The 25,631-nt window shown below is 52.8% G+C and carries 21 protein-coding genes, 1 other RNA gene and 1 pseudogene; 12 read left to right on the top strand and 11 right to left on the bottom strand.

Going from position 1 to position 25,631, the window contains the following annotated elements; genetic code table 11:
• Positions 1–98 precede the first annotated feature (98 nt).
• Complete coding sequence (locus tag ACNT1W_RS07455; protein WP_012005541.1) at positions 99–512, top strand: acyl-CoA thioesterase; 414 nt, start codon at positions 99–101, stop codon at positions 510–512.
• Between the two features lie 35 nt (positions 513–547).
• Here ACNT1W_RS07455 and queC read toward each other — a convergent pair whose 3' ends face one another.
• Positions 548–1,246, bottom strand: a complete 699-nt coding sequence (gene queC / locus ACNT1W_RS07460) for a 7-cyano-7-deazaguanine synthase QueC (protein ID WP_012005542.1) — start codon at positions 1,244–1,246, stop codon at positions 548–550.
• 118 nt (positions 1,247–1,364) lie between these two features.
• A complete protein-coding gene (locus ACNT1W_RS07465; RefSeq protein WP_261098998.1) occupies positions 1,365–3,092 on the bottom strand; it encodes an SgrR family transcriptional regulator in 1,728 nt (575 codons plus the stop codon).
• A gap of 104 nt (positions 3,093–3,196) precedes the next feature.
• Here ACNT1W_RS07465 and cof point away from each other — a divergent pair, with 104 nt between their 5' ends.
• Positions 3,197–4,021 carry an HMP-PP phosphatase gene (gene cof / locus ACNT1W_RS07470; protein WP_419246590.1) on the top strand — a complete coding sequence of 275 codons (825 nt, stop codon included), beginning with the start codon at positions 3,197–3,199 and terminating at the stop codon, positions 4,019–4,021.
• 61 nt (positions 4,022–4,082) lie between these two features.
• On the opposite strand, the gene ACNT1W_RS07475 is transcribed toward cof, so the two are convergent.
• Positions 4,083–5,123, bottom strand: a complete 1,041-nt coding sequence (locus tag ACNT1W_RS07475; protein ID WP_115183133.1) for a PLP-dependent cysteine synthase family protein — start codon at positions 5,121–5,123, stop codon at positions 4,083–4,085.
• A gap of 122 nt (positions 5,124–5,245) precedes the next feature.
• On the opposite strand from ACNT1W_RS07475, the gene ACNT1W_RS07480 reads away from it, so the two are divergent.
• From ACNT1W_RS07480 to amtB, 5 genes are all read left to right on the top strand, one after another.
• Positions 5,246–5,707: an Lrp/AsnC family transcriptional regulator gene (locus ACNT1W_RS07480; RefSeq protein ID WP_012005546.1), complete on the top strand. Its 462-nt coding sequence runs from the start codon at positions 5,246–5,248 to the stop codon at positions 5,705–5,707.
• A gap of 91 nt (positions 5,708–5,798) precedes the next feature.
• On the top strand, positions 5,799–7,574 hold the full coding sequence (locus tag ACNT1W_RS07485) for a SmdA family multidrug ABC transporter permease/ATP-binding protein (protein ID WP_012005547.1): 1,776 nt from the start codon (positions 5,799–5,801) through the stop codon (positions 7,572–7,574).
• On the top strand, positions 7,567–9,345 hold the full coding sequence (locus ACNT1W_RS07490; protein ID WP_012005548.1) for a SmdB family multidrug efflux ABC transporter permease/ATP-binding protein: 1,779 nt from the start codon (positions 7,567–7,569) through the stop codon (positions 9,343–9,345). Before ACNT1W_RS07485 ends, ACNT1W_RS07490 begins: the two co-directional genes overlap by 8 nt.
• A 294-nt stretch (positions 9,346–9,639) precedes the next feature.
• A complete protein-coding gene (gene glnK / locus ACNT1W_RS07495) occupies positions 9,640–9,978 on the top strand; it encodes a P-II family nitrogen regulator (protein ID WP_012005549.1) in 339 nt (112 codons plus the stop codon).
• A gap of 36 nt (positions 9,979–10,014) precedes the next feature.
• Entirely contained in the window at positions 10,015–11,301 is a 1,287-nt protein-coding gene (gene amtB, locus ACNT1W_RS07500; protein ID WP_012005550.1) for an ammonium transporter AmtB, read from the top strand.
• Between the two features lie 96 nt (positions 11,302–11,397).
• Here amtB and tesB read toward each other — a convergent pair whose 3' ends face one another.
• Complete coding sequence (gene tesB, locus ACNT1W_RS07505; protein ID WP_012005551.1) at positions 11,398–12,261, bottom strand: acyl-CoA thioesterase II; 864 nt, start codon at positions 12,259–12,261, stop codon at positions 11,398–11,400.
• Positions 12,262–12,491: 230 nt separating this feature from the next.
• Between tesB and ACNT1W_RS07510 the strand changes: the two genes are divergently transcribed.
• Complete coding sequence (locus ACNT1W_RS07510) at positions 12,492–12,983, top strand: YbaY family lipoprotein (protein ID WP_012005552.1); 492 nt, start codon at positions 12,492–12,494, stop codon at positions 12,981–12,983.
• 66 nt (positions 12,984–13,049) lie between these two features.
• Here ACNT1W_RS07510 and ACNT1W_RS07515 read toward each other — a convergent pair whose 3' ends face one another.
• Positions 13,050–13,364, bottom strand: coding sequence for an MGMT family protein (locus ACNT1W_RS07515; protein ID WP_012005553.1), 315 nt, complete (start codon positions 13,362–13,364; stop codon positions 13,050–13,052).
• A 156-nt stretch (positions 13,365–13,520) separates the two neighbouring features.
• On the opposite strand from ACNT1W_RS07515, the gene ffs reads away from it, so the two are divergent.
• From ffs to ACNT1W_RS07535, 4 genes are all read left to right on the top strand, one after another.
• Positions 13,521–13,617: signal recognition particle sRNA small type (gene ffs / locus ACNT1W_RS07520), an RNA gene on the top strand.
• A gap of 106 nt (positions 13,618–13,723) precedes the next feature.
• The gene (locus ACNT1W_RS07525; protein WP_419246591.1) at positions 13,724–14,803 is read left to right on the top strand and encodes a tyrosine-type recombinase/integrase; all 1,080 of its coding nucleotides are present in this window, start codon (positions 13,724–13,726) and stop codon (positions 14,801–14,803) included.
• A 107-nt stretch (positions 14,804–14,910) separates the two neighbouring features.
• Positions 14,911–15,627 carry a hypothetical protein gene (locus tag ACNT1W_RS07530; protein ID WP_419246592.1) on the top strand — a complete coding sequence of 239 codons (717 nt, stop codon included), beginning with the start codon at positions 14,911–14,913 and terminating at the stop codon, positions 15,625–15,627.
• A 66-nt stretch (positions 15,628–15,693) separates the two neighbouring features.
• Positions 15,694–16,284, top strand: a complete 591-nt coding sequence (locus tag ACNT1W_RS07535) for a hypothetical protein (protein ID WP_419246593.1) — start codon at positions 15,694–15,696, stop codon at positions 16,282–16,284.
• Between the two features lie 244 nt (positions 16,285–16,528).
• Here ACNT1W_RS07535 and ACNT1W_RS07540 read toward each other — a convergent pair whose 3' ends face one another.
• The 6 genes and pseudogenes from ACNT1W_RS07540 to ACNT1W_RS07565 all read right to left on the bottom strand — a co-directional run bounded on the left by ACNT1W_RS07540 (position 16,529) and on the right by ACNT1W_RS07565 (position 25,553).
• Positions 16,529–16,909 (bottom strand): hypothetical protein, encoded by a 381-nt coding sequence (locus tag ACNT1W_RS07540; protein WP_419246594.1) that lies wholly within the window; start codon positions 16,907–16,909, stop codon positions 16,529–16,531.
• A gap of 225 nt (positions 16,910–17,134) precedes the next feature.
• Positions 17,135–18,244, bottom strand: a pseudogene (locus tag ACNT1W_RS07545) (IS3 family transposase).
• Positions 18,245–18,798: 554 nt separating this feature from the next.
• Positions 18,799–19,635 carry a hypothetical protein gene (locus tag ACNT1W_RS07550; RefSeq protein ID WP_419246595.1) on the bottom strand — a complete coding sequence of 279 codons (837 nt, stop codon included), beginning with the start codon at positions 19,633–19,635 and terminating at the stop codon, positions 18,799–18,801.
• 303 nt (positions 19,636–19,938) lie between these two features.
• The gene (locus ACNT1W_RS07555; protein WP_012005554.1) at positions 19,939–21,915 is read right to left on the bottom strand and encodes an alkyl/aryl-sulfatase; all 1,977 of its coding nucleotides are present in this window, start codon (positions 21,913–21,915) and stop codon (positions 19,939–19,941) included.
• A 424-nt stretch (positions 21,916–22,339) separates the two neighbouring features.
• Positions 22,340–23,683 carry an NCS2 family permease gene (locus ACNT1W_RS07560; RefSeq protein WP_112362757.1) on the bottom strand — a complete coding sequence of 448 codons (1,344 nt, stop codon included), beginning with the start codon at positions 23,681–23,683 and terminating at the stop codon, positions 22,340–22,342.
• An 82-nt stretch (positions 23,684–23,765) separates the two neighbouring features.
• Entirely contained in the window at positions 23,766–25,553 is a 1,788-nt protein-coding gene (locus ACNT1W_RS07565; RefSeq protein WP_115183130.1) for an adenine deaminase, read from the bottom strand.
• Positions 25,554–25,631 lie beyond the last annotated feature (78 nt).

Consider the following 25,631-nt stretch of genomic DNA (forward strand, 5'->3'; position numbering starts at 1 on the left):
TTACAGGTCTTACCAGTTTGGCACCTTGACCAAATGGGTGAAGGAGTCGCTAGCGGCTCCTTCTTTCTGTAATCACCAGGCAGGAGCGATTGTTACCTATGCACCAGACCTTTATCAAAGTCCGTGGTTATCATCTTGATGTTTATCAGCACGTGAACAACGCCCGCTATCTGGAATTCCTGGAGGAGGCGCGATGGGATTGGCTGGAGAACCAGGAAAGCTTCCGCTGGATGACAGAAAACAACATCGCCTTTATCGTGGTGAACATCAACATTAACTATCGCACCCCAGCGGTATTGGGCGACAAGTTACGCATTGACAGCCAGATGGTACAACTAAACGGCAAAAGCGGCGTGTTGAGCCAGAAGGTCTCGCAGGATGCCAGCGGGGCTCCGGTAGCGGATGCACTGCTGACCTTTGTTTGTGTCGATCTGAAAACCCAGCGGGCATTGCCGATCGAGGGGCAACTGCGCGAACACCTGCAGGTGCTCACGCCGCTTGAAGATAGGTAAAGCAACGAGCGGCAACCTGTGCCGCCGTTATTCAATCAGACCAGCCCGGTCTTTTGCTTCAGGCTCGCCATCACTTCGGCCTTGTTGATTTGGTACTGCTGCAGGCCGTTGGCGCGCAGATGACAGGCCGCACATTCACCGCAGCCATTGCCTTTGATGCCGTTGTAGCAGGTCAGAGTGTCCTGCTGCACCAGCTCCAACTGATGGTAGTAATCTGCCAGTGCCCAGGTTTCTGCCTTGTTCAGCCACATCAAAGGCGTTTCAAAGCGGATATCGCGGGCGATGCCCAGTACTATCGCCTGGTTCAGCGCTTTGACAAACTCGTCGCGACAGTCTGGGTAGCCGGAGAAGTCGGTTTCACACACGCCGGTGATCACCGCTTCAGCTTCGACCTGATAGGCATAAATCGCCGCCAGCGTCAGGAACAGAATGTTGCGCCCCGGCACAAAGGTGCTCGGTAACCCATTGCTCTGCGTGCTGTCGTAGGCGGGAACCGGAATGTTGTCACGGGTCAGGCTGCTGATCGCCAGCTCATTGAGCAGGCCTACGTCCAACAGCTTATGCGCCTTGGCTCCCAGGGCCACTGACAGTTCCTGAGCCACCTCAATTTCGGCACGATGACGCTGGCCGTAGTCAAAGGTGACGCAGTGAACTTCATCATACTGTTTCAATGCCTGAATCAAGCAGGTCGTGGAATCTTGTCCACCGCTGAAAACGACAACCGCGCGCTTCATAAAATAACCTCAATTTATTGCTGAGACCCTACCCGATACACATTCGGGCGGTAAGATAAAAATGCGTTGCGGCAGCAATGGTAGCAGAAATGGTGGCATACCGCTGGGCCGGGCAAATTCAGTCGGTTGATGGAGGCGTGGTATTTTCTACCGGCGGTGGCAGCCAGGCCTGACAGAAATCGAACCAACCGTGGGCGGTCAGGGTGACGCCATGAATGCGCGGCGGCGCGCTGATTTGATACTGATAGTGAAACAGCGGAGTGATGATCGCCGCCGCCATAAGCTGCTGATAATAGTCTTTCAATTGCTGGTAACGCGTTTGCTGCGCCGGGAGCTGCTGGATCTGTTGCAGCGTTTGTTGCTGGTGCTGCCAGCGGGCGTCGGGCAGGATACCGCGCCACAGCGTATCTTGCCGAAGCCAGCTTTCCAGCGTGGCTTCCGGTGACTCTCCAATCAGATTATCCGCCAGTAGCAGATCGGCCTGTTCGATTTGTTCGGCGCTTTGCCAGCGTTTACCTGCGTAGTAGCGCAACTCCAGCTCGCAGCCGTGTTGCGCCAACAGTTGCTGCAAGGCCACCGTGACCGTCTCCAGTTCCACCGGGGGCCGATACAACAGCGTCAATTTAGCGGGCAGGGCAATATCCTCAGCGGCCTGATGTTGTGGAATTGCCCAGCCGGGCAGCATCTCACTACTGGGGGTGATGACGCTGTTGGGCACCGGCAGATTGGCCAACAGGCCGGATTGCTGGATCAGCATCAGCAGTTTTTTCCCCTGAGCCTCGCTGAGCACGCCGTGCTTCAAATTTACCGCCAGATAGCACCAACCCAGACTCATGCTGCGCTGTACCGGCCGCGCTAATGCCATCTCTTCCTGCTGACCGAGGGTAATGCGTACCGGATGCTGGCAACTGGTATAAGCCTCACCGGTGTTCAACTCGGGTGTGATCCAATACTCGATGCTCTCAAGAAAAGGATGTTGCAAATGGTAAAACGGGTGTTGCTCCAGCCGGACCAGGTGCGGTTGGTTCAGCGTCAGCTTAAACGGGCCGGCTCCCATGCCCGAAGCCTCCGGATGGGTCAGCAGACAAGGCAACTCCGCCAGCCGGTGCGCCAGCCAGTAGTCCGGACACTGTAAATCAAACTGCAGGCACAGCGCATGGGGAAGACTGATAGCGGCAACGTTGGCCAGGCTCGGTTGACTGCGAGGATGGTGCTGCAGTTTTTCCAGCGTTTGCAGCAGTTGCTGGCCGGTCAGCGGCTCACCGTTGTGCCAGCGCAATTGGCTGCGCAGAAAGAACTGCCAGCGCAGGCCGTCATGGCTGATTTGCCAATGATGGGCCAGATCAGATTGCGGCTCGGAGTTACCGGTATTAAAGCGAGTCAGGCCGGCATGCAGGGTGGCGACCAAATGCTGTTCGGCGCGGCCGGTCAGGGTCAGCGGATCCAGCGATTCGAGCGTACGGTAGTAGGGGATACGCAACGTTGGGCTGCCGGCTTGCCATTGCCCCCCAAGATGTGGGCTGAGCAGCTCCTGCAAATGTTGCGGATCCAACTGCGCCATTTCCAGCGCTCCCTGATGATCGCCTTCCTTCAGCAACCTTTGCAGATGGGCTGCACGTAGTTCATCCGGCGTTTTCAGGCAGTGCAGGTGCGCACGTTTACCGCGCCCGGGCTGCGACTGCCAGTTCAGCCAGCCCTGATCCTGCAGTTGTTGCACCAGCGTGCGGGCATGGCGTTCGCTGCAATAGAACATCGCTGCCAGCTCGCCAACGGTAATGGCGACCGGCGTGCCGCCGAGCTGCTGGTACAGGCGTTGATACTGGCTGAGGCGGTGGGTCAGGCGCATGATGGGAAATCCGGAACAGTTTTCCAGAATTGTTCACTATTACTTCCGTAAATACCATCCCATACTGCACGGACTGTAATCGCGTTCACATTCACGAGGTTTTTATGTATCGCCTGGCGGCTTTTGATATGGATGGCACTTTGTTGACACCGGATCACCGGGTCGGGCCGGAGACTCTGGCGGTGCTAAAGCAACTTGTTGAACGGGAGATGGTGGTGACTTTCGCCACCGGGCGCCACTACCTTGATGCACAGCCGATCATGGCGCAACTGGGCCTGCAGGGTTATCTGATTACCGGCAACGGTACGCGGGTCTATGACGACCGGGGGCAGCAACTGCAGGCTACCGATTTGCCGGCCGATATTGCCGAAGAGGTGCTGCATACTCACTGGCATACCGACGCCAGCATGCACGTGTTCCGTGATGAAGGCTGGATGACCGAGTTTGCGGTGCCGGAGGAAATGTTGCAGGCCCACCACCTGAGCGGCTTCCATCATCAACTTACCGAACTGCGGCGTTTACCGGCGTTCGGCAACAGCAAGGTTTGTTTTGCCGGGCCGCATGAGGAACTGCTGAAACTTCAGGTGCAGCTGCGCCAGCACTTTGCTGCGCGGGTTGATCTCTGTTTCTCGGCCTATGAATGCCTGGAAGTCTTGCCTCTGGGCTGCAACAAGGGCTCGGCGCTGGATATGCTAAGCCGCCATCTGGGGCTGAAGATGGCGGACTGTATGGCGTTTGGTGATGCGATGAACGACAAGGAAATGCTGGCGACGGTAGGGCACGGGGTGGTGATGGGCAATGCTCTGCCACAATTGAAGTCGCTATTGCCACAGCTACAGGTTATCGGCCACTGCGAACAGCAGGCGGTGGCCCACTATTTGCAACATTGGCTGCGTTCACCTTACCTCACCTATTCCCCCGAATTATGAGGCTTTATTGGCAGCCGGCCGGGTATGACTTACCCGGCTTTTTTTCGTCTAATCCTGCTGATTACAAATCTGCCAACTGCGCCAGATAAGGCGTCAGATCACCGATATTGTTTCTGACCCATTCCGGATTGTAATAGGTGTCCAGGTAGCGCTCACCGCTGTCGCACAGCAGAGTCACAATCGAACCCTGCTCGCCGTTTTCCCGCATTTGCTTCGCCAACTGCAGCGCACCCCACACGTTGGTGCCGGTGGATGCCCCTACCTTGCGTCCGAGCACCGTTTCCAGCCAGTGGATAGTGGCGACGCTGGCGGCATCCGGCACGCGGATCATGCTGTCTACCACCGACGGAATAAAGGATGGCTCGGCGCGTGGGCGGCCAATGCCCTCGATACGGCTGCCGCAACTGCCGATAAGGGTGCGGTCATGCTGGTGGAAGCAATCATAGAACACCGAATTTTCCGGATCGACCACCGTCAGGCGGGTGTCGTGCCCCTGATAGCGGATATAGCGGCCCAGGGTCGCAGAGGTGCCACCGGTACCGGCACTCATTACGATATGCTTGGGTACCGGGAAAGGTTCGCGTTCCATCTGGCGGAAGATGCTGTCGGCGATGTTGTTGTTGCCGCGCCAGTCGGTGGCCCGTTCAGCGTAGGTGAACTGATCCATATAGTGGCCGTTCAGCTCTTTCGCCAACTGCTCGGAGACGGCGTAAATTTGTGCCGCATGGTCGACGAAGTGACAACGCCCGCCGTAGAACGCGATCTGTTCAACCTTGCGGCGTGCGGTACAGGAAGGCATGACGGCAATAAACGGCAGGCCAATCAGCCGGGCGAAGTAAGCTTCGGATACCGCGGTACTGCCGGATGAGGCCTCGATAATCGTGGTGTTTTCGGTGATCCAGCCGTTACACAGACCATACAGAAACAGTGAACGCGCCAGCCGGTGCTTCAGGCTGCCGGTCGGGTGAGTGCTTTCATCTTTCAGGTACAGGCAGATGCCGGGAAATTCCGGCAGGTTCAGGCGGATCAGGTGAGTATCGGCGGAGCGTTGAAAATCCGCTTCTATTTCACCGATAGCATATTTTACCCAAGAATTTGTCATCATCTGGCCTCAGAATAGGGGGCTTGTTTGTTGCATAATATAGCCTGCCGCGAGGAAAAAAGGATTGCCATTTTTCCTGTTTAATCGCCTAATGAGAGAAAATTATTCTCCTGGTTGACGATATGTTAGATAAAACAGACCGTAAATTACTGTGCATGCTGCAGCAGGACTGTACGCAACCGCTGCAGGTGTTGGCCGACGCGGTCAATCTGACGTCAACACCCTGCTGGAAAAGGCTCAAGCGGCTGGAAGAAGAAGGTTATATCCGTGGGCGAGTCGCGCTGCTGGATAACGAAAAGCTCGGCCTGGGCCTGACGGCATTTGTGCTGATCAAAACTCAGCAGCACAGCAGCGAGTGGTATCAACAGTTCGTGCAACTGACCAAGCAGATGCCGGAGGTGCTGGCCTTCTATCGCATGGCGGGAGAGTACGATTACCTGATGCAGGTGGAAGTGGCGGATATGAAGAGTTACGACAGCTTCTACAAGCGCCTGGTGAACGGCGTGCCGGGGCTGATCGACGTCACTTCCAGCTTCGCGATGGAAAAAATCAAATACACCACCGCACTGCCGGTTCCTGAGTGAAAAGTTCACCAAATTGGCAAAGTAACGGTGGTATCCTACTCTGCTGAGGCAGAATGAGAGAAAAAACCATTACATCCTGGAATAAAACTGCGTGAGACTATTTGCTCAAATCGGCTGGTATTTCCGCCGCGAGTGGCGCCGCTACCTCGGGGCGGTGGTGCTGCTGATCATCATTGCCATACTGCAACTGTTGCCGCCCAAGCTGGTGGGGATCATTGTGGATGGCGTCACCGAAAAACAGATGTCCGGCGGCGTATTAATGGCGTGGCTGGGGCTGATGCTCGGCACTGCCGTGGTGGTCTACCTGCTGCGCTATGTGTGGCGGGTTCTGCTGTTTGGCGCATCCTATCAGCTAGCCGTGGAGCTGCGTGAAAACTTCTACCGCCAGCTTAGCCGTCAGAATCCGGCCTTCTATCTGCGCCACCGTACCGGCGATCTGATGGCGCGCGCCACCAATGATGTCGACCGGGTGGTTTTTGCCGCCGGTGAAGGGGTGCTGACGCTGGTGGATTCGCTGGTGATGGGATTAGCGGTGCTGGTGGTGATGAGTACCCAAATTAGCTGGCAGCTGACCCTGCTGTCGCTGATCCCCATGCCGATCATGGCGATCGTCATCAAGTACTACGGCGACCAGTTACACCAGCGTTTTAAATCGGCGCAGGCGGCGTTCTCCAGCCTGAACGATCAGGCGCAGGAAAGCATGACCAGTATCCGCATGATCAAGGCGTTCGGGCTGGAAGATCATCAGTCCAATCAGTTTGCCGAAGTGGCCGCCCAGACCGGGGCCAAAAACATGCACGTAGCGCGGGTGGATGCCCGTTTCGACCCGACGATTTACATCGCCATCGGTACTGCCAATCTGCTGGCTATCGGCGGCGGCAGCTGGATGGTGGTGAACGGTACTCTGACTCTGGGCCAACTGACCAGCTTTGTGATGTACCTCGGCCTGATGATTTGGCCAATGTTGGCGCTGGCCTGGATGTTCAACATCGTTGAACGTGGCAGCGCGGCCTATAGCCGTATCCGCAGCCTGCTGGATGAAGCGCCGGCAGTGACGGACGGCGATCAAGCCTTGCCGGCTGGGCGTGGCAATCTGGCAATCGACATTCGCGCATTTCACTATCCGGGCAATACCCACCCGGCGCTGCACGATGTGGTGCTGAAGCTGGAGCCGGGGCAAATGCTCGGCCTGTGCGGCCCGACCGGTGCCGGTAAATCGACGCTGCTGTCACTGATCCAGCGCCAATTTGATGTTGATGACGGCCAGATCAGCTATCAGGGGCTGCCGCTGACCCAGGTGAAACTCGACGATTGGCGTTCGCGGTTGTCCGTGGTCAGCCAGACACCGTTCTTATTCTCAGACAGCGTGGCGAACAACATCGCGCTGGGCAACCCAGGGGCGACGCAGGAACAGATTGAGCGTGCGGCCCGCCTGGCCAGCGTGCATGAAGATATTTTGCGCTTGCCGCAAGGCTATGAAACCGAGGTGGGTGAGCGTGGCGTGATGCTTTCCGGTGGTCAGAAACAGCGTATTTCCATCGCACGCGCCCTGTTGCTGGACGCGGAAATCCTGATCCTCGACGACGCGCTGTCGGCGGTGGATGGCCGTACCGAACACCAGATCCTGCATAACCTGCGCAGCTGGGGGCAAAACCGCACGGTGATTATCAGCGCGCACCGGCTTTCGGCATTGACCGAAGCCAGCGAGATTTTGGTGATCCAGCACGGCGGCGTGGCTCAGCGTGGTGAACATGCGTCACTGGCGGCCCAACCGGGCTGGTATCGCGATATGTACCGCTATCAGCAACTGGAAGCGGCGCTGGACGAGGCACCGGAAAGCGGCGAGGAGATACTAGCCAATGAATAAGATGCAAAAGCTGTGGCCGACGCTGAAACGGTTGCTGGCTTATGGATCGCCGTACCGCAAACCCTTGGGGCTGGCGGTGTTGATGCTGTGGGTCGCGGCGGCGGCGGAAGTCGCCGGACCGATCCTGGTCAGCTACTTTATCGATAACTACGTTGCCAAAGGGCAGTTGCCGCTGACTATCGTCTGCGGGCTGGCGGCGGCCTATATTCTGCTGGAGCTGTTGGCGGCGGCGCTGCACTATTTTCAGGCGTTGCTGTTTAACCAGGCGGCGGTCGGGGTGGTTCAACGTCTGCGAACGGACGTGATGGATGCCGCATTACGCCAGCCGCTGAGCGCTTTTGATACTCAGCCGGTCGGGCAGTTGATCTCCCGGGTGACCAATGACACCGAGGTGATCAAAGATCTGTACGTGATGGTGGTGTCTACGGTGCTGAAAAGCGCTGCGCTGATTGGCGCTATGCTGGTGGCGATGTTCAGCCTCGACTGGCGCATGGCGTTGGTGGCGATCTGCATCTTCCCGGCGGTATTCGTGGTGATGGGCATTTACCAATACTACAGCATCCCTATTGTACGCCGGGTGCGTAGCTATCTGGCCGACATCAACGACGGTTTTAACGAAGTGATTAACGGCATGGGCGTGATCCAGCAGTTCCGCCAGCAGATCCGCTTCGGCGAGCGCATGAGCGCTGCCAGCCGTTCCCACTATACCGCGCGTATGCAAACGCTGCGGTTGGACGGTTTCCTGCTACGGCCGCTGCTCAGTCTGTTTTCGGCGCTGGTGTTGTGCGGCCTGCTGATGCTGTTCGGTTTCAGCGGCGAAGGGGCGATCGGCGTCGGTGTGCTGTATGCCTTTATCAACTATCTGGGGCGTTTGAATGAGCCGTTGATTGAGTTGACGTCGCAGCAGTCGATTTTGCAGCAGGCGGTGGTGGCCGGTGAGCGTATTTTCGAACTGATGGATCGCCGCCAGCAGAGCTACGGGACGGATGCTCGTCCGCTGGAGAGCGGCCGTATTGATATTGACGACCTGAGTTTTTCCTACCGTGATGACAAAAAGGTGCTGCAGCATATTTCGCTGTCGGTGCCTTCACGCGGCTTCGTGGCGCTGGTCGGCCATACCGGCAGCGGCAAGAGCACGCTGGCCAATCTGCTGATGGGCTATTACCCGGTCGATCAGGGGGAAGTGCGTCTCGACGGACGGCCTCTGTCCAGCCTTTCACACGCTACCCTGCGCCAGGGCATCGCTATGGTGCAGCAGGATCCGGTGGTGATTGCCGAATCGGTACTGGCCAACGTCACTCTGGGGCGTAATATCAGTGAAGAGGCGGTCTGGCAGGCTTTGGAAAGGGTGCAACTGGCTGAGTTGGTTCGCTCTTTCCCTGAAGGCATTCACACCCGGCTGGGCGAGCAGGGTAATAACCTGTCGGTGGGTCAGAAGCAGCTATTGGCGATGGCCAGGGTACTGGTACAGGCACCGAAGATCCTGATCCTCGACGAAGCCACCGCCAACATTGACTCGGGTACGGAACAAGCTATTCAGCGGGCGCTGAGTTTGATCCGCGAGCACACCACGCTGGTAGTGATCGCTCACCGTTTGTCGACCATTGTTGATGCCGATTCGATTCTGGTGTTGCACCGTGGTCAGGCTGTCGAGCAGGGTAACCATCAGCAACTGCTGGCGCAGCAGGGGCGTTACTACCAGATGTATCAGCTACAACTGGTGGGTGAAGAGCTGGCAGCCGCCAACCGCGAAGAAACACAAACTGCATGATCTATGAGGCCGCTTGAGCGGCCTCTTTCTTTTCCCGCCACGCACCATAAACAGGCATCGCTGCGTTTTAAATCCCTTTCTCTGCACTTTTTCGACGCGTCACGCACCAAAGTAGTGCGCAATATTTAATCAATTCCCTGTGCGATAGCCTGCCATTGGCTAGCGGCGTTGCGTTACACCCCTGCCTGGTCGGTTAATTTGCTGAATTAGCGTACCAATCCATTTATGGCATAGCCTTTGCTTTATAAGACTCGTACCAGGGGTGAGTTTGGGCTTAATTCGTGGAGGGGCAATATGAAGCTGGTGACCGTGGTGATTAAACCATTCAAGCTGGAGGACGTGCGTGAAGCCCTATCCTCTGTGGGTATTCAGGGGCTGACCGTAAGCGAAGTAAAAGGCTTTGGTCGCCAGAAGGGGCATGCTGAGCTCTATCGTGGAGCCGAATACAGCGTCAACTTCTTACCTAAGGTAAAAATCGACATCGCTATCGCCGACGATCAGTTAGACGAAGTGGTCGATGTTATCAGTAAAGCGGCCTACACCGGCAAAATCGGTGATGGCAAAATTTTCGTTGCCGAATTGCAACGTGTCATTCGCATTCGCACCGGCGAAACAGACGAAGCAGCACTGTAATCACTGGCTCAGTAAAGTAATGGGGATGGATTGATAATGAAAAAACTTTTATCCATGTTGGGCCTGAGTACGGTAACCATGGTTCCTTCTTTGGCACTGGCCGCTCCGGCGGTCGCAGACAAGGCGGATAACGCCTTCATGATGATTTGCACCGCTTTGGTGCTGTTCATGACCCTGCCGGGTGTCGCTCTGTTTTACGGTGGTTTGCTGCGTTCCAAAAACGTGCTCTCCATGTTGACCCAGGTCACCGTTACCTTTGCCTTGGTGTGCGTGCTGTGGGTGCTTTATGGCTACAGCCTGGCTTTCAGCGAAGGTAACGCCTTCTTCGGCGGTTTCCAGACGGCGATGCTCAAAGGCATTGGCATCGACAGCGTCACCGGGACCTTTAGCCAGATGATCCACGTGGCGTTCCAGTGTTCGTTCGCCTGTATTACCGTTGCGCTGGTGGTGGGCGGCTTTGCCGAGCGTATCCGCTTCTCTGCGGTGGTGATCTTCGCAGCCATCTGGTTCACCATTTCTTACCTGCCGATTGCCCACATGGTGTGGGGCGGCGGCTTCCTGGCCGCTGATGGCGCGTTGGACTTTGCCGGCGGTACCGTTGTGCACATCAACGCAGCGAGTGCCGGTCTGGTTGGCGCTTACCTGCTGGGCAAGCGTGCCGGTTTCGGTAAGGAAGCTTTCAAACCGCACAACCTGCCCATGGTGTTTACCGGGGCTTCCATCCTGTATATCGGCTGGTTCGGCTTTAACGCCGGTTCTGCCAGCGCGGCTAACGGCATTGCGGCCCTGGCGTTCCTGAATACCGTGGTGGCGACTGCCGGCGCGATCCTCTCCTGGACCTTTGCCGAGTGGATTGTTCGTGGCAAGCCTTCGTTGTTGGGCGCCTGTTCCGGCATGATCGCCGGGCTGGTTGCCATCACGCCGGCTGCAGGCACCGTGGGTATTGGCGGGGCGTTGATTATCGGCCTGATTGGCGGTATCGCCGGTCTGTGGGGCGTGGTCACGCTGAAGAAATGGCTGAAGGTAGATGATACCTGCGACGTGTTCGGTGTGCATGGCGTGTGCGGTATCGTCGGTTGCCTGCTGACTGGGGTATTCACCTCGGCCTCGTTGGGCGGTACCGGCTACGCCGAGGGCGTCACCATGGGCCATCAGGTGTGGATCCAGTTGTTGAGCGTAGTGATCACGCTGGTGTGGTCTGGTGTAGCGGCCTTTATCGCCTTTAAAGTGGCAGGGGCCATCGTCGGGCTGCGCGTACCGGAAGAGCAGGAACGCGAAGGTCTGGACGTCAACAGCCATGGCGAGAGTGCCTATAACCAATAAGCCTTGAAGAAGGGCAGTGCGCTAAAATAACTCGAAAAATAATGATGATGCAAAAAGGGCGATGTCACCATCGCCCTTTTTTTTGGCCTGCGTTTATCAGGCTTCGCGCTGGCGGATCACGCCTTCCTGTACCGTGGTGGCAACCAATACGCCGTCACGGGTATAGAATTGACCGCGTACAAATCCACGGGCGCCGGAGGCGGACGTGCTTTCCACCACGTACAGCAGCCAGTCATCCATGCGGAATGGGCGGTGGAACCACATTGAGTGATCGATGGTTGCCACCTGCATGCCCGGCTCCAGGAAACCGACGCCGTGCGGCTGCAGCGCCGTCGGCAGGAAGTTGAAGTCAGACGCATAACCCAGCAGGTACTGATGGATGCGCAGATCGTCCGGCATGGTGCCGTTGGCGCGGAACCATACGTAGCGGTGCGGTTCTTCCACACTGCCTTTCAGCGGATTGTGGAATTTGACCGGACGCATCTCAATCGGTTTCTGGCCGATAAACTTCTCACGCACCTTGTCCGGCAGCATATGCGACAGTTTTTGGGCAATGTCTGACTCAGACATCAGCCCTTCTGGCGGCGGCACGTCCGGCATGGTGTTCTGGTGTTCAAAGCCTTCTTCCGGACTTTGGAAAGAGGCGGTCATGTAGAAAATCGGTTTACCGTGCTGAATGGCGCTGACGCGACGGGCGCTGAAGCTGTTGCCATCGCGCAGAATTTCCACGTCATAAATGATTGGCTTACTGCTGTCGCCCGGACGCAGGAAATAGCTGTGGAACGAGTGGACGCTGCGCTCGGCAGGCACCGTTTGCTTGGCGGCATACAGCGCCTGACCCACCACCTGGCCGCCGAAGACCTGGCGTAATCCCAGATCTTCACTTTGGCCGCGGAACAGCCCTTCTTCAATTTTCTCCAGATCCAGCAGATCGAGGAGGTTTTGCAGTGCCTGGCTCATAAAGTTACTACCCTTTTAATAATCATTTTGCGCAGTGTGCGGAATATCACGGCAAGACGTCAATATATTGCGTTATGGCACAGAGAAAATTGACTGAATGCTGAGCGTTATTAGAGGGCTAAGTGATTAATAGGCAGGACTAAATGGATTTTTCAGTGTTTTGTGCTAAGTTTAATAGGTGCGGTGGTGAAAGCCACCAACATGTTGATAATAAAAAAGGAGAGCGATCCATGAAACTCTGGCAAATCGTAGGTGGAGCAGCTGCATTGACCCTCACCCTGGCGGGCTGTGCCCAAAAGAGTGCGAATGTGCCTGTACCAACAACGGGAAACCCGGCGATTGCGCAAACGCAGATTCAGGGCCCAGCGGTGACTGGCTCGGTTAACATTCGCCAGCGCATTGCGCTGCCGCCGGATGCAGTACTGACCGTCACGCTCTCTGATGCCTCGCTGGCGGATGCTCCGTCTAAAGTCATTGCCCAGCGTGCGGTTCGCACCGAGGGTAAACAGGCACCGTTTAATTTTGTCCTGCCGTACAACCCGGCCGATATTCAGCCTAATGCACGCATCATCCTGAGTGCGGCAATTACGGTAAATGGGCAGATGACCTTTATTACCGATACGATCCAGGAAGTGGTAAACCGTAACGGCACCCGTGCTGACCTGGTAATGGTCCCGGTGCAGGGCGTTGCGGTTCAGGCAGCCCCGGCAACCATGCCGTAAGCCGGCAGCACTGAAAGAGTAAACCTTCAACAGCCTTTGCGCTTCGGCCAAAGGCTGTTTTGTTTATTACCAGCGCCAGCCGTAAACCAGCAGATCCACCGTGCTGTGCGTGCCGAAGATAATCCCCTCTTCAAGCAACGCCTGACGCTGGCGCTGGAAGTCCTCTCCCTGCTGTGAAATTTGGCCGTGCCGGTTAATCACCCGATGCCAGGGCAGGCTGCTACCTTCTGGCAGGCGCCTTAATACGCCGCCGACCTGACGTGCGGCGCGTGGTGAACCGGCCAGCCGCGCCACTTCGCCATAGGTCGTGACCTTGCCATAGGGAATAGCGGCTATCACGTGGAACACGCGTTGGCTGAATGAGGCATCTTCTGGCTCCATTTCTGTTTTCCTGCTGCGGCAAAAACCAAGGATGAAAGTGTGCCACAGTCGAGGTGGGTAAGAAAACAGCGGTTGGCCCCGGTTGGCTTGCTATTTGGCTGGTCATCACCGATAATGCCCACCGCTTCAGAGTACAGAAGCCGTCAATGGGGGCCCTGTTGGTTCTCCCGCAACACTAACTTGTGAACTCGGTCAGATCCGGAAGGAAGCAGCCGTAGCAGGTGACGTGTGTGCCGGGATGTAGCTGGCAGGGCCTCCACCAATTTCAGTAACTGATTGATTTGTCAGTTATTAATTGAGATTTAGTGCATGGAACTCGTAGGTGTCACACTTTTTGTGTATCACTTAGGAAGCTAACTATGTCTCACCTTGTCCTCTCCCGTCATGGCATTTGGTATTACCGTCGAATCGACCTGACAGCTCGAAAACGCCGGGAAATCCGCGTATCACTCCGCACCCGTTCAAAGCGCAAAGCTCTGGAACGCGTTCAGCGCTATCTTGTTTCCCGTCATTTCCCCTTCTCCGAGGGCATCCCGGCACATACGTCACCTGCTGCGGCTGCAACACAACAACTCCAACAACCCAAAATCAATCTCAAGAATGAATTACAAGCTTACATAGCATCTAAAAAAAATACTGTAGGCGAGCGTGAGTTGCTCACCATTGAGCGCTGCGTTAACGCCTATCTGGCGACAACAGAACAACCATTCAGTAAACGAAGTGCGGCTGATTATGTCGACAAGCTGGAAGGTTCTGCATCAACCAGAAACAGGTATATCAAGAAAAATGCGGGGTTCTTCCGGTGGCTTAACATGCGTACTGACGATGAGATCAAAAATCCATTTGAGGGGATGAATGTTAAAGACTCGACCGCCCCAATGGACAGGCGACCTGCCTACACTACCTATGATCTGAAACAGTTACACAACGCTATTCAGGGTGTGGTTGAGTGGAGGAGGTGGATCGTCCTTATCTGTCGCTACTCCGGCATGAGGCAAAACGAGGCTTGCCAGCTCTATAAAAATGACGTCATGAGGGTTAACGGTACGTGGTGTTTCCGCATCGATGACCTGAACGAGGGGCAGAGTCTGAAAACCTCCAGTTCGCGGCGGTTCGTTCCTATCAGTTCGAAGCTGTTGGAGGCAGGATTGCTGGCCTATATTGAAAAACAGGAGATTCGATTGTTCCCTAAACTGTCACCTCATCTTGGCCTTTTTTCGCATGCGTTCAGTAAGTGGTTTGGGAGTTTCCGCAAGCCTCATGGGTTGCCGGAGTTTCACAGCATAAGGCATTACGCGGCCTCTAGGCTGAAAGAAATGGGAGTGCCTGAACAGTTTGCAAGCCAGCTTCTCGGACACAGCAATGGTACGATTACCTATAACCGCTATGGGAAGAACGTTGAAGTGGGCCAGTTGGTAGAGTTGGTCGAGATGTTGTGACTCGACCTGTTTTACCATCAACAGATGACGTAATTACTATTGCTATAGGTATAAATTAGTCATATTATTTTTTGACAAAAAATATAAATTTTCAGGTTGGTGTTGCTATGAAAGTATCTGATGGGATTCTGGTGCTATTAATAACTGCATGTTTTTATACTTTTGGATATTCATTTTATTTAGGGTATTACCAAGAAAAAGGAATACCACATGAATTTATAAATATCGACGTTGCTATTATGCTGAAGTTTGGTTTCTTTTCATGCTTGATTTTTAGCATGGTTAGTATGTTGATGGATTTTTTAGTTAGAAAAGAGGATGAGAAAACTATCCTTTATGAAAAGGCAAAAATATTCCTTACTAAAAACTTAATCCTCATAATAACTATGTTTATTTTTTCAATTAACGCAGTTGCGCGTGGTGATTGGTTTTCAATTATTCCTGCTTACATGGTTTTATGGATTTATTTACGTCAGGATATTGATGTAAGTTTTGGAGATAAAGGTACTGATTGGAGAAAATGGATACCTAGCTTTAAACTTAAAGAGATTAGTCGTACAGGGACGAGCATATTGGCGGGGAAATTAAAGGTTCACTGGTATTATTACTACTTTAGTTGGTTTTTGGCTCTTGCTTTTTTACTATATAATATTGGTGGCTTAGCGTCACACGCAACTCGTGTTACATTGGTTTGTAATAAAAATTTTGATGTTTTAGAAGTGTATGCTGACGCAGTGCTTGTGACAAAAGATTATAAGTCATTTAAATTTATGGATAAGAGTGATTGTGAATTCAGTATTCCACCAAAAGAAAAAAGTAGATAGGGAAGTACAAACACGATAGTTTTACTAAATTTTTATTTCAATGTGCTTATATACACAAGGGTAAGTATGGACTCTAATTTAATTTCTGGTCTGCTTGGTGCCGTTATAGGTGGATTGTTCACTCTGTGGGGGACGCTAATAGAAGGACGCAGACAAAATAAAAGTCAAGAGCTAGCCGCGCTTGAGAAAAGAAAACATGTTCTTGTTGGGGTAAGGTCAGAGATTACAACATTACTCGAGATATACAGAGGTCGAGTGTATGACAAAATTGAAGCTCATCAAGATGGGAATGTCTTTAATGTTATTTTTCCAATAACACAAAACAATTTTATATTTTACGAGCAGAATGCACTTGCACTGTCGTGTGTTTCAGAAGCTACATTGAGAGAGACAGTTCGGTTCTATGGTAGCGCTAAGAGTCTTGTCGACTCGTATAAAATGAACAATGATGCATTGAGACAGATTGAGGAGGTTGCAACTATTGCAGCTGATAGCCAAAATGATGTGCATAGAATAAGGTATGAGGCGTTATACCAAATGTGCATTGAGGTGGGGAAAGGGTTAAAAGAGATCCACACAGAAACGATGAAGCGCTATGCTACTTGTTTAAGTCTGATTGAGGATGAATTAAGGGAAATTGCTGCAAAAGAAAAATAATAGTTATTCATCATCAAACGTCTTTGTATGAGGGTAGGAACGACCAGCACTAACGGTAGTCGTTTCTGTTCTCTGGCTGTTCTCGTAGATACAGATTTTACCGCCCACAGTGGTCTCCTGTTCGTCTGAGAGGATTAATGTAATTCCAGCTATGGCTGGGAGACAAAAAGCCAGCAGAACGGCGTACAGTACGCTTTTTATTTTCTCTCCTAATAGTTATATGAAAAACTTTAATTAATAACCACTATAAATTAAGCTTGAATGGGTTTAGTAAAGCCCACGTACTAGGACGTAACTTTCTAACTTCGCGTTGCATGTCAACAAACATCTTCCCACCGATGCCATTCTTAATGGTGGGATTACTGATCTCGCGATTTGCATCGTTAGATATTTTACAAAGAATATCACCAGCTTTTTTATGACCTAGACCTAGCATCTCTGAAGCAAGAATATATAAATCACTCACTTTGTCAGTGTTACTATATTCCTCCATATAGTCAACCCCACGGATGATACGTAATACTTCTTTTTTAACAGCTGAGAAGGCTACTGCTTTTGAGACAACCAATCCCATATAACCACCAGTTACAATGCTCATGAGTAGGTTGGTAAAGAATTCGGACATGCTTTTCTCCATTTGTGGGCAATTAAAAATAAAGCTTACTATATATTATTATTTAACGAAGGGGAATTAATATGAATTTCATATGAAAAGTACTATCATGACTTAGCAATTTAAATAGGGTGATCATTATATTTACTATAGATATTAAAATATCATAGAAACAAAAAATTGAATGTTAAAAAGGAAAATGTTTATAAATCAGTGTGCGTTGTAAGCACACCCGTTTTAGTTCCACACATTTTTTGAGATTTCCATCTTATCAGCCATCAACCGGTATTCTTTCGGCATCAGGTTATTCAGGGATTCATGGGGCCGCTCACTGTTGTATTCATTCAGCCAGCGCTCCGTTATTACCCGTGCTTCATTCAGTGTTCTGAACAGATAAAATCCAGTATTTCGGTCCGGCACGTTAGGTTAAACCGTTCGATAAAGGCATTTTGCGTCGGTTTGCTTGGCTTGATAAATTCCAGCATCACGCCATGGTCCTCAGCCCATTGTGCCAGTGCCAGTGATATCAGCTCCGGCCCGTTATCCATTCGCATCTTCAACGGATATCCACGGTTTGCCATTATTCTGTCCAGCACCCGCACCACCCGCTGCGCCGGGATATTCAGGTCAATTTCGATGGCCAGAGCCTCGCGGTTGAAATCATCCACGACGTTGAAAGTCCGAAAACGTCGGCCACATGTCAGCGCGTCGTGCATAAAATCAATCGACCAGCTTTGGTTGAGTGCTTCCGGCGTGGCCAGCGGAGCTGGATTGCGCACCGGCAGGCGTTGCTTTCCCTTACGACGAAAGTTTAGTTTCAGCAGACAGTAAATCCGGTGTACACGCTTGTGGTTCCAGACGTGTCCCTTCCTGCTAAGTACCTGAAAAAACTTCTTAAATCCGTAGCGGGGATAGCGCTCAGCCGCCTCAGTCAGCCTCTGGATCACCGGTTCATCACGTCGCATATCCGGTTGATAACGAAACACCGTCCTGCTCAGCGATAACGTCCTGCATGCCTGGCGTATGCTCATCGTAAACTGCGTAGTCAGATAACTGACGAGCTCACGCTTTATTGCTGGTTTTAAAGCTTTTTTCGATGACGTCTTTCAGCGCCCGATATTCCAGACTCAGATCTGCAAACATCTGCTTCAGACGACGATTCTCGTCCTCAAGATCTTTGATTCTTTTGATATCAGCGGCTTCCATCCCGCCATATTTCGCCTTCCAGTTGTAGTAGCTGGCTTCGGAAATAGCGGCCTCGCGACACACATCTTTGACGGTCCTGCCAGCTTCGACTGATTTCAGGACGGAAATGATCTGGTGCTCGGTGAATCGGGCTTTACGCATGGCGATCTCCTCAGGGGACATAATCAGTATGTCGGAAGATCTCTAAAAGTGAATGGGCCGTTTTGAGGGGATACTTACATCGGCAGCCATTGCAGCCTATGAAAAAACCACAATATTGAACATGATGGCGACAACTTCGAATAGCAACAATTGATTGTTTTGCTCGTGTCACGTGGACATAAAAAAGCCCGACATTTGATCGCCGGGCTTAGTCTACAGGAACGCTATCAGCGCATTGGATAAGAGCGATAGTGATCAGTTACGTGTTCAAGCTCACCGTAGCGCATACGGCAGTAGCTACGCACGTAAACTGGCTTGTCATGCTCGTAGATGTAATCATCACGAGTAATATCATGTGCCTGCATCGCGTTCTCCTTTATCTGCGCACAACACTGTATACCTGCACAGGTTGCACTCTGTTGGGAGAACCAGTAGTGTATATATCGAATATATGTCGCACATATATACGTGTACTGGCTGGGTAACCTCCATACACACCGGGATATGTTGACGCATACCCCGACCCTAAGCCCTGTTGACGCAGGGCTATTCTTTTAGAATTCGTCATCCCTTGCATACGCTTCAATGATCTTACTAATTTTTGCAGCTTCTTCTTTTGTGAGATCAAGGGGCAGGTTTTCTATTCTCAAAAGCAAATCGTTACGTAGCGGAATAGGTAACTCAAACGTTTTCGTATCACACTCTTGTTTTACAATTTTCCGCTGCGGTGTCATTCGTGTTTTCCCCATCTGCGTATTGTGGCGTATCTCATCTATCGTTGGTGTTAGATCACCATTTTCAAATGCAATGAACTTATCAAGAGCACTTTGAAAGCGGCTTTTATAGGCTTGCATTGATGTTGATGACACCGCCCCTTCGCTGGCTAACCTTAATCTTTCGATTAAGTCTTCGACTTTAAGGTTTCGGACATCTTCGATTTCGTCTAGGCCGCTTATGTGACCTAGCAGACGGAGTGATGCATCACGAAGGTTACGCGCGGTTGCTTCACTAACAATGTTTGAGCTTGGGAGATTATGGAGGAATCGCTCAAAGTTCTGAGCTGAGTATTGTGCATCTGACATAGGGTATCCTCCAAGGGTAACTAATGTAAGCAGCATACATCTTCCAATTTTTAGAATCAATATGGATGCATCCAAAGATCGTTCTTTTTTCTTGATTACCAAAATGGTAATTTTTTTGAATCTTATTGCATCCAGTTGCATCCAGTTAGATCCGGATGGATTGACTTCCTTTCGGACACTGCCTTTATACATTTTAGTCTTGGTTTGGCGTGAGAAAGCGTTGGCAGGGGATTTGAGTTTTATACGCAGATAAGGTGATGGAGTAGCGATGGTAAGCTGTTCATTGATTTCGCTGCTTACAGGTGTCACAATAATGGTGTGACACCTACGTTCAGTGTATTGAATAAAAAGGGTTTTTATCTTTCAGCGCAAGCTGGCAGGGCCTCCACCAATTTCTGCCTTTTATTGCTTTTTCTTACCATCCCCTCAAGTATTCTTTCAGCGCTCAATAAAGTAAAAATCAACCTAGAAAAGTAGGGCTCCAGAAACGGGTGATGAACTGCTGGAAAATCTCTGGATACCAAAGCAGGGCGGGAGCATGGCAATGCGGCGTGCGGATTTCCGATATGTTCGGATTTACCCTGCGACCTAGAAAGCCGCAGGGTATGGGTGTTACGGAGTTACAATGTTGAACCAGAATTCAAAGTTATCCATGTAGCCTAACATTTCGTCCATTTTCGCCCCGTTCCCCGTTACCTTCACTTCTCCCTTATCTTCCGCCTGTTTTAGCGTTTCCTCCTTGAGGATGATTTTATTCAATGTGTCGCGGTTAAGGGTGAAGGTGGCATCGGCATCTTTGGCTTCGGCGTTGGCGGTGTGGTTTAGCACGCCGTTTTCCAGTTCCAGCTTGTACTTGCCGCCATCGCTACCAAGATCAATGTTAAACACGGCTTTGGCCTTGCCGGCCTTTTCTCCGTTGATATGCACCGCCAGGAAGTCAAAGAACATTTCCGGCGTCATCGCTCGAACGGTATCCGGGCTGGCGGTATTCGGGGTTGGCCCTTTCACCACGCCGTTACGCAGTTCCTGAGCGCCGGTGAGGTAGAAGTTACGCCATGGGCCAGATTCAGCCTGATAGCCCAGCTGTTCCAGGGCGTCAGCTTCAAGATTACGCGCGTCCTGATTATTCGGATCGGCAAAGACTATTTTACTGACAACCTGAGCGACCCAACGATAGTTGCCCTGATCAAAGTCGGTTTTGGCTTTCTTGAGGATCGCATCGGCACCGCCCATGTAATCGACGAATTTCTTCGCGGCTTCTTCCGGTGGCAGTTCATCCAGCGTGGCAGGATTGCCATCAAACCAGCCCAGATAGAGCACATAAGTCGCTTTAACATCATGGCTCACCGAACCGTAATAACCCCGGTTGGCCCAGGTTTTCGCCAGGCTGTCCGGTAGTTTGAACTTCGCTGCTATTTCATCACGGGTCAGACCCTCATTCGCCATGCGAAGGGTCTGGTCATTAATATAACGGTAAAGATCGCGCTGGCTCTTGAGCAGGTTGACGACGTTCTCGTTACCCCAGGTTGGCCAGTGGTGCTGAGCCATGATGATTTCCGCTTTGTCACCCCAGCGAACTATCGCTTCGTTAATATATTTTGACCAAGGGAGGGGTTCGCGGATTTTTGCGCCACGCAGCGAATAGGTATTGTGCAGCGTATGGGTCACATCTTCTGCCGCTTCGATGAGTTTCTTCTCTTCGATAAACCACAGCATTTCTGATGGTGCTTCAGAGCCTGGCGCCAGCATGAAATCATAGGTAAGGCCGTCGATGACCTCTTTTTGGCCATCTTTCTCTATGATGTGGGTTGGGGCAATCAGGGTGACGGTACCCGCCGAAGTGGTGGTGCCCAACCCCGCACCCACCTGGCCTTTGGCATCCGGTTTCAACAGATTGCCGTACATATAGCTGGCGCGGCGGCTCATGACGTTACCCGCCATGATGTTTTCTGCCACGGCGGCCTCCATAAAGCCGGCGGGGGCATAAACCTTCACTTTGCCAGACTTGACATCGGCCTCATCGACTACACCTCGCACACCACCATAATGGTCTACGTGGCTATGAGTGTAGATAATAGCGACAACGGGCTTTTTACCTCGATTTTTATAATAGAGATCCATACCCACTTTGGCGGTCTCTGCCGAAACCAAAGGGTCAACCACGGTAACGCCTTCTTTCCCCTCAATGATGGTCATATTGGAGAGATCCAGGTTACGGATCTGGTAAACACCATCCGTGACCTCAAACAGGCCGCTGATGTTAATCAACTGCGACTGGCGCCACAGGCTTGGGTTCACGGTATCCGGCGATTTTTCGCCTTCCTTGATGAAGGCATACTGTTGGGGATTCCAGATGACATTGCCTTTTTCACCTTTGATAATTTCGGTGGGCAAGGCAGCTATGAAACCTTTATGTGCGTTGGCAAAATCGGTGTTATCTGAGAAGGGGAGCTGATCGTACAGTGCATCATTGGCTTGTTTGGTTGCGGAGGCTGCTTCTTTCGGCGCAACTTCTGCCCAGGATGAAATAGCAAAGCCGGATAGCATTCCCGCTAACGCCAGCCCTCTCATGATTGGTGTTAATTTCATTAGGATCCCCGTTGGTTGTTAGATGGAGAATGATGAGTAACAGTGATTTCCCTTGTAACGATTTGTAACTCAAGTATTAAATGTAATAGATGATTGAGATTCGGCAAGTTTAAATAAACAAAGTGTTGTGCTTAGGCAAAATAGCGTTGGTTTTTATATCAGGAGTGGGATTTTAGTTTGGCTGGTTTTTGTTTTGTGATGTAATCATTTAAAATCAAATAGTTATTATTTTTGTTGATCTGATTTTACGTTTTTATGGGTTTATGTATTATTTGGAGTGGTTGATGGGATTTTTCGTAAAAGAAGTGTTTTTATATCGGTTATCTCCCTGTGTGGTCTATTTTACAGGGCGACAGAGAATATATTTCTGTACTCGAGTTATTAAAGTGGTGCGCTGACAGAATATCAGTGCACCACTTTTAGATCAGTGCCTAACCAGCGTGGCAAAATAGTACGCCAGCGGGATCGCCAACAGATACAACCCGGCGGGTACTTCGCGCCATTGACCGGCAATCACCTTGATAATGATATAAAACAGCAATCCACCAGCGATACCGGTACCAAAGCTGTTGGCGATCAGGGTGATCATTACCATCATCAGTACCGGCAGGCCGTCGGTGAAGTTGGCCAAATCAACTTTGCGTAGTCCGCTGAACATATTCAGACCGATCAAAATCAGCGCCGGGGCGGTGGCTTCTTTCGGGATCATCAGCGCAATCGGTGTGAACAGCAGCATCAGCAAAAACATCACCGCAGCGGCCAAGGCGGTTAGTCCGGTTTTTCCACCGGCTTCTGCCGCCGCAGAGGATTCAATCAGGGCGGTGGCGGCAGGAATACCGACTATAGGGCCAAGCGCGGCTGCGATAGAGTCCACCATAAAGGGCCGGTTGATGTGCGGCATATTGCCGTGTTCGTCCAGCAGGCCGGCTTCACCGCCTACGGCCAGCGTGGTGCCCATGGTGGAGAAAAACTCCGAGGCGAAAAAGACGAACAAATAGGGCAGGAAGGCGATATTCAATGCACCGATAAGGTCAACATGGCCAAGCACCGGGGCCAATGAATGCGGCATCGCCACGAGGCTGGTTGGCAGATGGGTGACGCCGAACGGGATGCCGACCAGAGTAGCGAACAGGATGGCCCACAAAATAGCACCGGGAATACGTCGGGCCTGCAGGGCGATGGCCAGGAACAGGCCGCAGAGGGCGATCAATGCACCGGGCGCGGTGAAATCACCCAGCATCAACGCGTTGGATTTTGCATTGGCCAGCACCAGCCCGGCATTGCGGAACCCCAGTATTGCCACGAACAGCCCGATAGAGGCCGTTAGCCCCAGCTTGATCGATTGCGGTACCGAACGGGTGACCACCTCACGTAGCCCGAGCCGCGTCAGGGCGAAAAACAAAATACCGGACCAGCAGGCGATACCCAGGCCAATTTGCCAACCGATGCCTTCACTGCCTGCAAGAGTTACGCCGACCAACACCGAGCCGCCGATGCCCGGTCCGACGATAAACGGCAGGTTGCCGTATAACGCCATCAGCAAGCTACCCAGCACAAACACCAGAATGGTGCCGGTAGTGGCAGCCCCCTTATCCATGCCGCCGACGGCTAACAACCCTGGGATCACCACCAACAGATAAGCGGCCGCCAGAAAACCGGTGATACCGGCCAGACATTCGGTTTTGACATTACTTTGCCGCGCATGCAGTTGAAAACGCCGTTGCAGCCAGCCCCCTGGTGTTGGAGCAGGTACTGAATTTTCAGCCATTTAAATTCTCTCCGTCGTTACCCGTCGTATTTTAAGCCGCAACTTGAAATCCATAGGGTACATATTGTTATTATGATTATTTTTAGGCCGGGGTTTCCCAGCAGGCGATCAGCGGATCGACAATCTGACGTGTTGAGCCGTCGGTCAGGCCGAGATCGGTCAGGTGCGGCCCGGCGTTACACGCCAGGCAGGTGCCTTCAATCGCCTTGAAAACCCGGTAAGGCGGCTCCCAGTCGGCGATTCGTGCGCTCAAATCGCGCAGGTTTTTGAACTGTTGTGCCAGCTCTGCGGCGGGCAAGTCAGAGAGCATACCGGCAATCGGCATTGCCACCTGCGCCAGAATTTCCCCGTTTTGACTCAGGGCCATGCCGCCGCCACTGGCAATCAGGGCGTTGGCGGCCAGCGCCATGTCGGCGGCATCACGCCCCAGCACAACCAGATTATGTGAGTCATGTGAGTAGCTGGTGGCAATGGCACCCCGCAACTCACCCCAGCCCTCCAGCAATGCCAGTTGCGGTGTGGCCTGATGGCGGCCATGGCGGTGCTGCACCCAGATCAGGCTAAAGCCTTGCGGGATCTGCACTTCACCGTTACGTACTTCGACCGTGGTTTCGTTCCACTGGGTAAAACGCGCGCCCTTTATGTGGCGCAGAGTGGCTTTGCCGTGACGGATCGCCGGAACCTTCAACACAAAGTCCCCGGCAGCCAAAGGTTGCAGCCGCAGGGTGTCACGCGGTGCCGCCACGTTAGGGTTGGCCTTGAGCGGCTTTTGCATCTTGCCTTGCTGTGCCGTCAATTTACCTGCGACGTAGACCTGTTGCGCTCTAAGCTGAGTCAGCGAATCAAACACCACCAGATCGGCAACGCGGCCTGCGGCAATCAGCCCGAGATCGTTGCGCTGCAAACGAATGGCGGCATTGAGCGTGGCCATCCGCAGCACGTCGGTCGCCGGCAGGCCTTGTTCGATCAACATATTGAGTAACGCTACTATGCCGCCTTTTTCCAGCAGCATATCTGGCGGGACATCATCGGTGCAGACGGTGATTTGTGAGGACAGGTGCGGCAGCGTTTTCAGCGCCGCGACAATCTCCGGCAGCAGATAAGGGTGGGAACCTCTGATTTCCAGCGTCAGACCGGCGCGTAATTTCTCCAGCGCATCGGCTCCGGAGGTCAGCTCATGGTCGGAGGTGACTCCAGCCGCCAGATAAGCCTGCAGGTCGGCGCCGCTCAGCCCGCGCGCATGGCCTTCGATCAATTTGCCGCTATTGAGTCCGGCATTGAGAATTTCCAGCATGCGTTCGCTGCCATTCAACACGCCGTGCATGTCCATGACCTCGGCGACGCCGCCGACTTCTGGCCACGCCAGCATGGTTTCCATTTCCTGGCCGGCAAAATCGGCACCGGACATTTCCAGCCCCGGAGTGGAGGGGACGCTTGAAGGGGCTGCGCAGATCACCCTGAGTGGCAGGCCGCGGCTGGCGTCTACCGCATAACGCACACCGGCAACGCCGAGCACGTTGGCCAACTCGTGCGGATCCCAGAAAATGGTGGTGGTGCCTTGGGCGACGACGATCTCGGCATAGCGTTCCGGCGGCAGGTGTGAGCTTTCAACATGCACGTGGGTGTCGATCAGTCCTGGGCTCAGATAAGCGCCGGCCAAGTCCTGCGTCTGCAAGGCTTCGGTCAGGGTGCCGCAGGGATGGACGCTGGCGATCAGTGCGCCGACGATGCCGACGTCGACGTTACGGACTTCGCCGGTTGCCATGTCAATTAACGCGGCGTTGGTCAGCAGCAAATCAAAGGGAAGTTGGCCCAATGCGGCCTTCACCGCACGCTGGCGTTCGCCCGTGCTGATGCAATGAGTGGTCATGGTAATTACCCGGCATGATGACAGGGTTGTTACTCTAGGGCGGCGGACTGGCTTTGCACAGATGATTTAATTTATCGC

Source organism: Serratia sp. NFX21 (genome assembly GCF_048517035.1).
Classification (GTDB): Bacteria; Pseudomonadota; Gammaproteobacteria; order Enterobacterales; family Enterobacteriaceae; genus Serratia; species Serratia quinivorans.

Bases quoted from the DNA above. Each gene is read 5' to 3' on its own strand.
- ACNT1W_RS07455 (WP_012005541.1), top strand. From the start codon at position 99: ATGCACCAGACCTTTATCAAAGTCCGTGGTTATCATCTTGATGTTTAT.
- queC (WP_012005542.1), bottom strand. From the start codon at position 1,246: ATGAAGCGCGCGGTTGTCGTTTTCAGCGGTGGACAAGATTCCACGACC.
- ACNT1W_RS07465 (WP_261098998.1), bottom strand. From the start codon at position 3,092: ATGCGCCTGACCCACCGCCTCAGCCAGTATCAACGCCTGTACCAGCAG.
- cof (WP_419246590.1), top strand. From the start codon at position 3,197: ATGTATCGCCTGGCGGCTTTTGATATGGATGGCACTTTGTTGACACCG.
- ACNT1W_RS07475 (WP_115183133.1), bottom strand. From the start codon at position 5,123: ATGACAAATTCTTGGGTAAAATATGCTATCGGTGAAATAGAAGCGGAT.
- ACNT1W_RS07480 (WP_012005546.1), top strand. From the start codon at position 5,246: ATGTTAGATAAAACAGACCGTAAATTACTGTGCATGCTGCAGCAGGAC.
- ACNT1W_RS07490 (WP_012005548.1), top strand. From the start codon at position 7,567: ATGAATAAGATGCAAAAGCTGTGGCCGACGCTGAAACGGTTGCTGGCT.
- glnK (WP_012005549.1), top strand. From the start codon at position 9,640: ATGAAGCTGGTGACCGTGGTGATTAAACCATTCAAGCTGGAGGACGTG.
- amtB (WP_012005550.1), top strand. From the start codon at position 10,015: ATGAAAAAACTTTTATCCATGTTGGGCCTGAGTACGGTAACCATGGTT.
- tesB (WP_012005551.1), bottom strand. From the start codon at position 12,261: ATGAGCCAGGCACTGCAAAACCTCCTCGATCTGCTGGATCTGGAGAAA.
- ACNT1W_RS07510 (WP_012005552.1), top strand. From the start codon at position 12,492: ATGAAACTCTGGCAAATCGTAGGTGGAGCAGCTGCATTGACCCTCACC.
- ACNT1W_RS07515 (WP_012005553.1), bottom strand. From the start codon at position 13,364: ATGGAGCCAGAAGATGCCTCATTCAGCCAACGCGTGTTCCACGTGATA.
- ACNT1W_RS07525 (WP_419246591.1), top strand. From the start codon at position 13,724: ATGTCTCACCTTGTCCTCTCCCGTCATGGCATTTGGTATTACCGTCGA.
- ACNT1W_RS07530 (WP_419246592.1), top strand. From the start codon at position 14,911: ATGAAAGTATCTGATGGGATTCTGGTGCTATTAATAACTGCATGTTTT.
- ACNT1W_RS07535 (WP_419246593.1), top strand. From the start codon at position 15,694: ATGGACTCTAATTTAATTTCTGGTCTGCTTGGTGCCGTTATAGGTGGA.
- ACNT1W_RS07540 (WP_419246594.1), bottom strand. From the start codon at position 16,909: ATGTCCGAATTCTTTACCAACCTACTCATGAGCATTGTAACTGGTGGT.
- ACNT1W_RS07555 (WP_012005554.1), bottom strand. From the start codon at position 21,915: ATGAAATTAACACCAATCATGAGAGGGCTGGCGTTAGCGGGAATGCTA.
- ACNT1W_RS07560 (WP_112362757.1), bottom strand. From the start codon at position 23,683: ATGGCTGAAAATTCAGTACCTGCTCCAACACCAGGGGGCTGGCTGCAA.
- ACNT1W_RS07565 (WP_115183130.1), bottom strand. From the start codon at position 25,553: ATGACCACTCATTGCATCAGCACGGGCGAACGCCAGCGTGCGGTGAAG.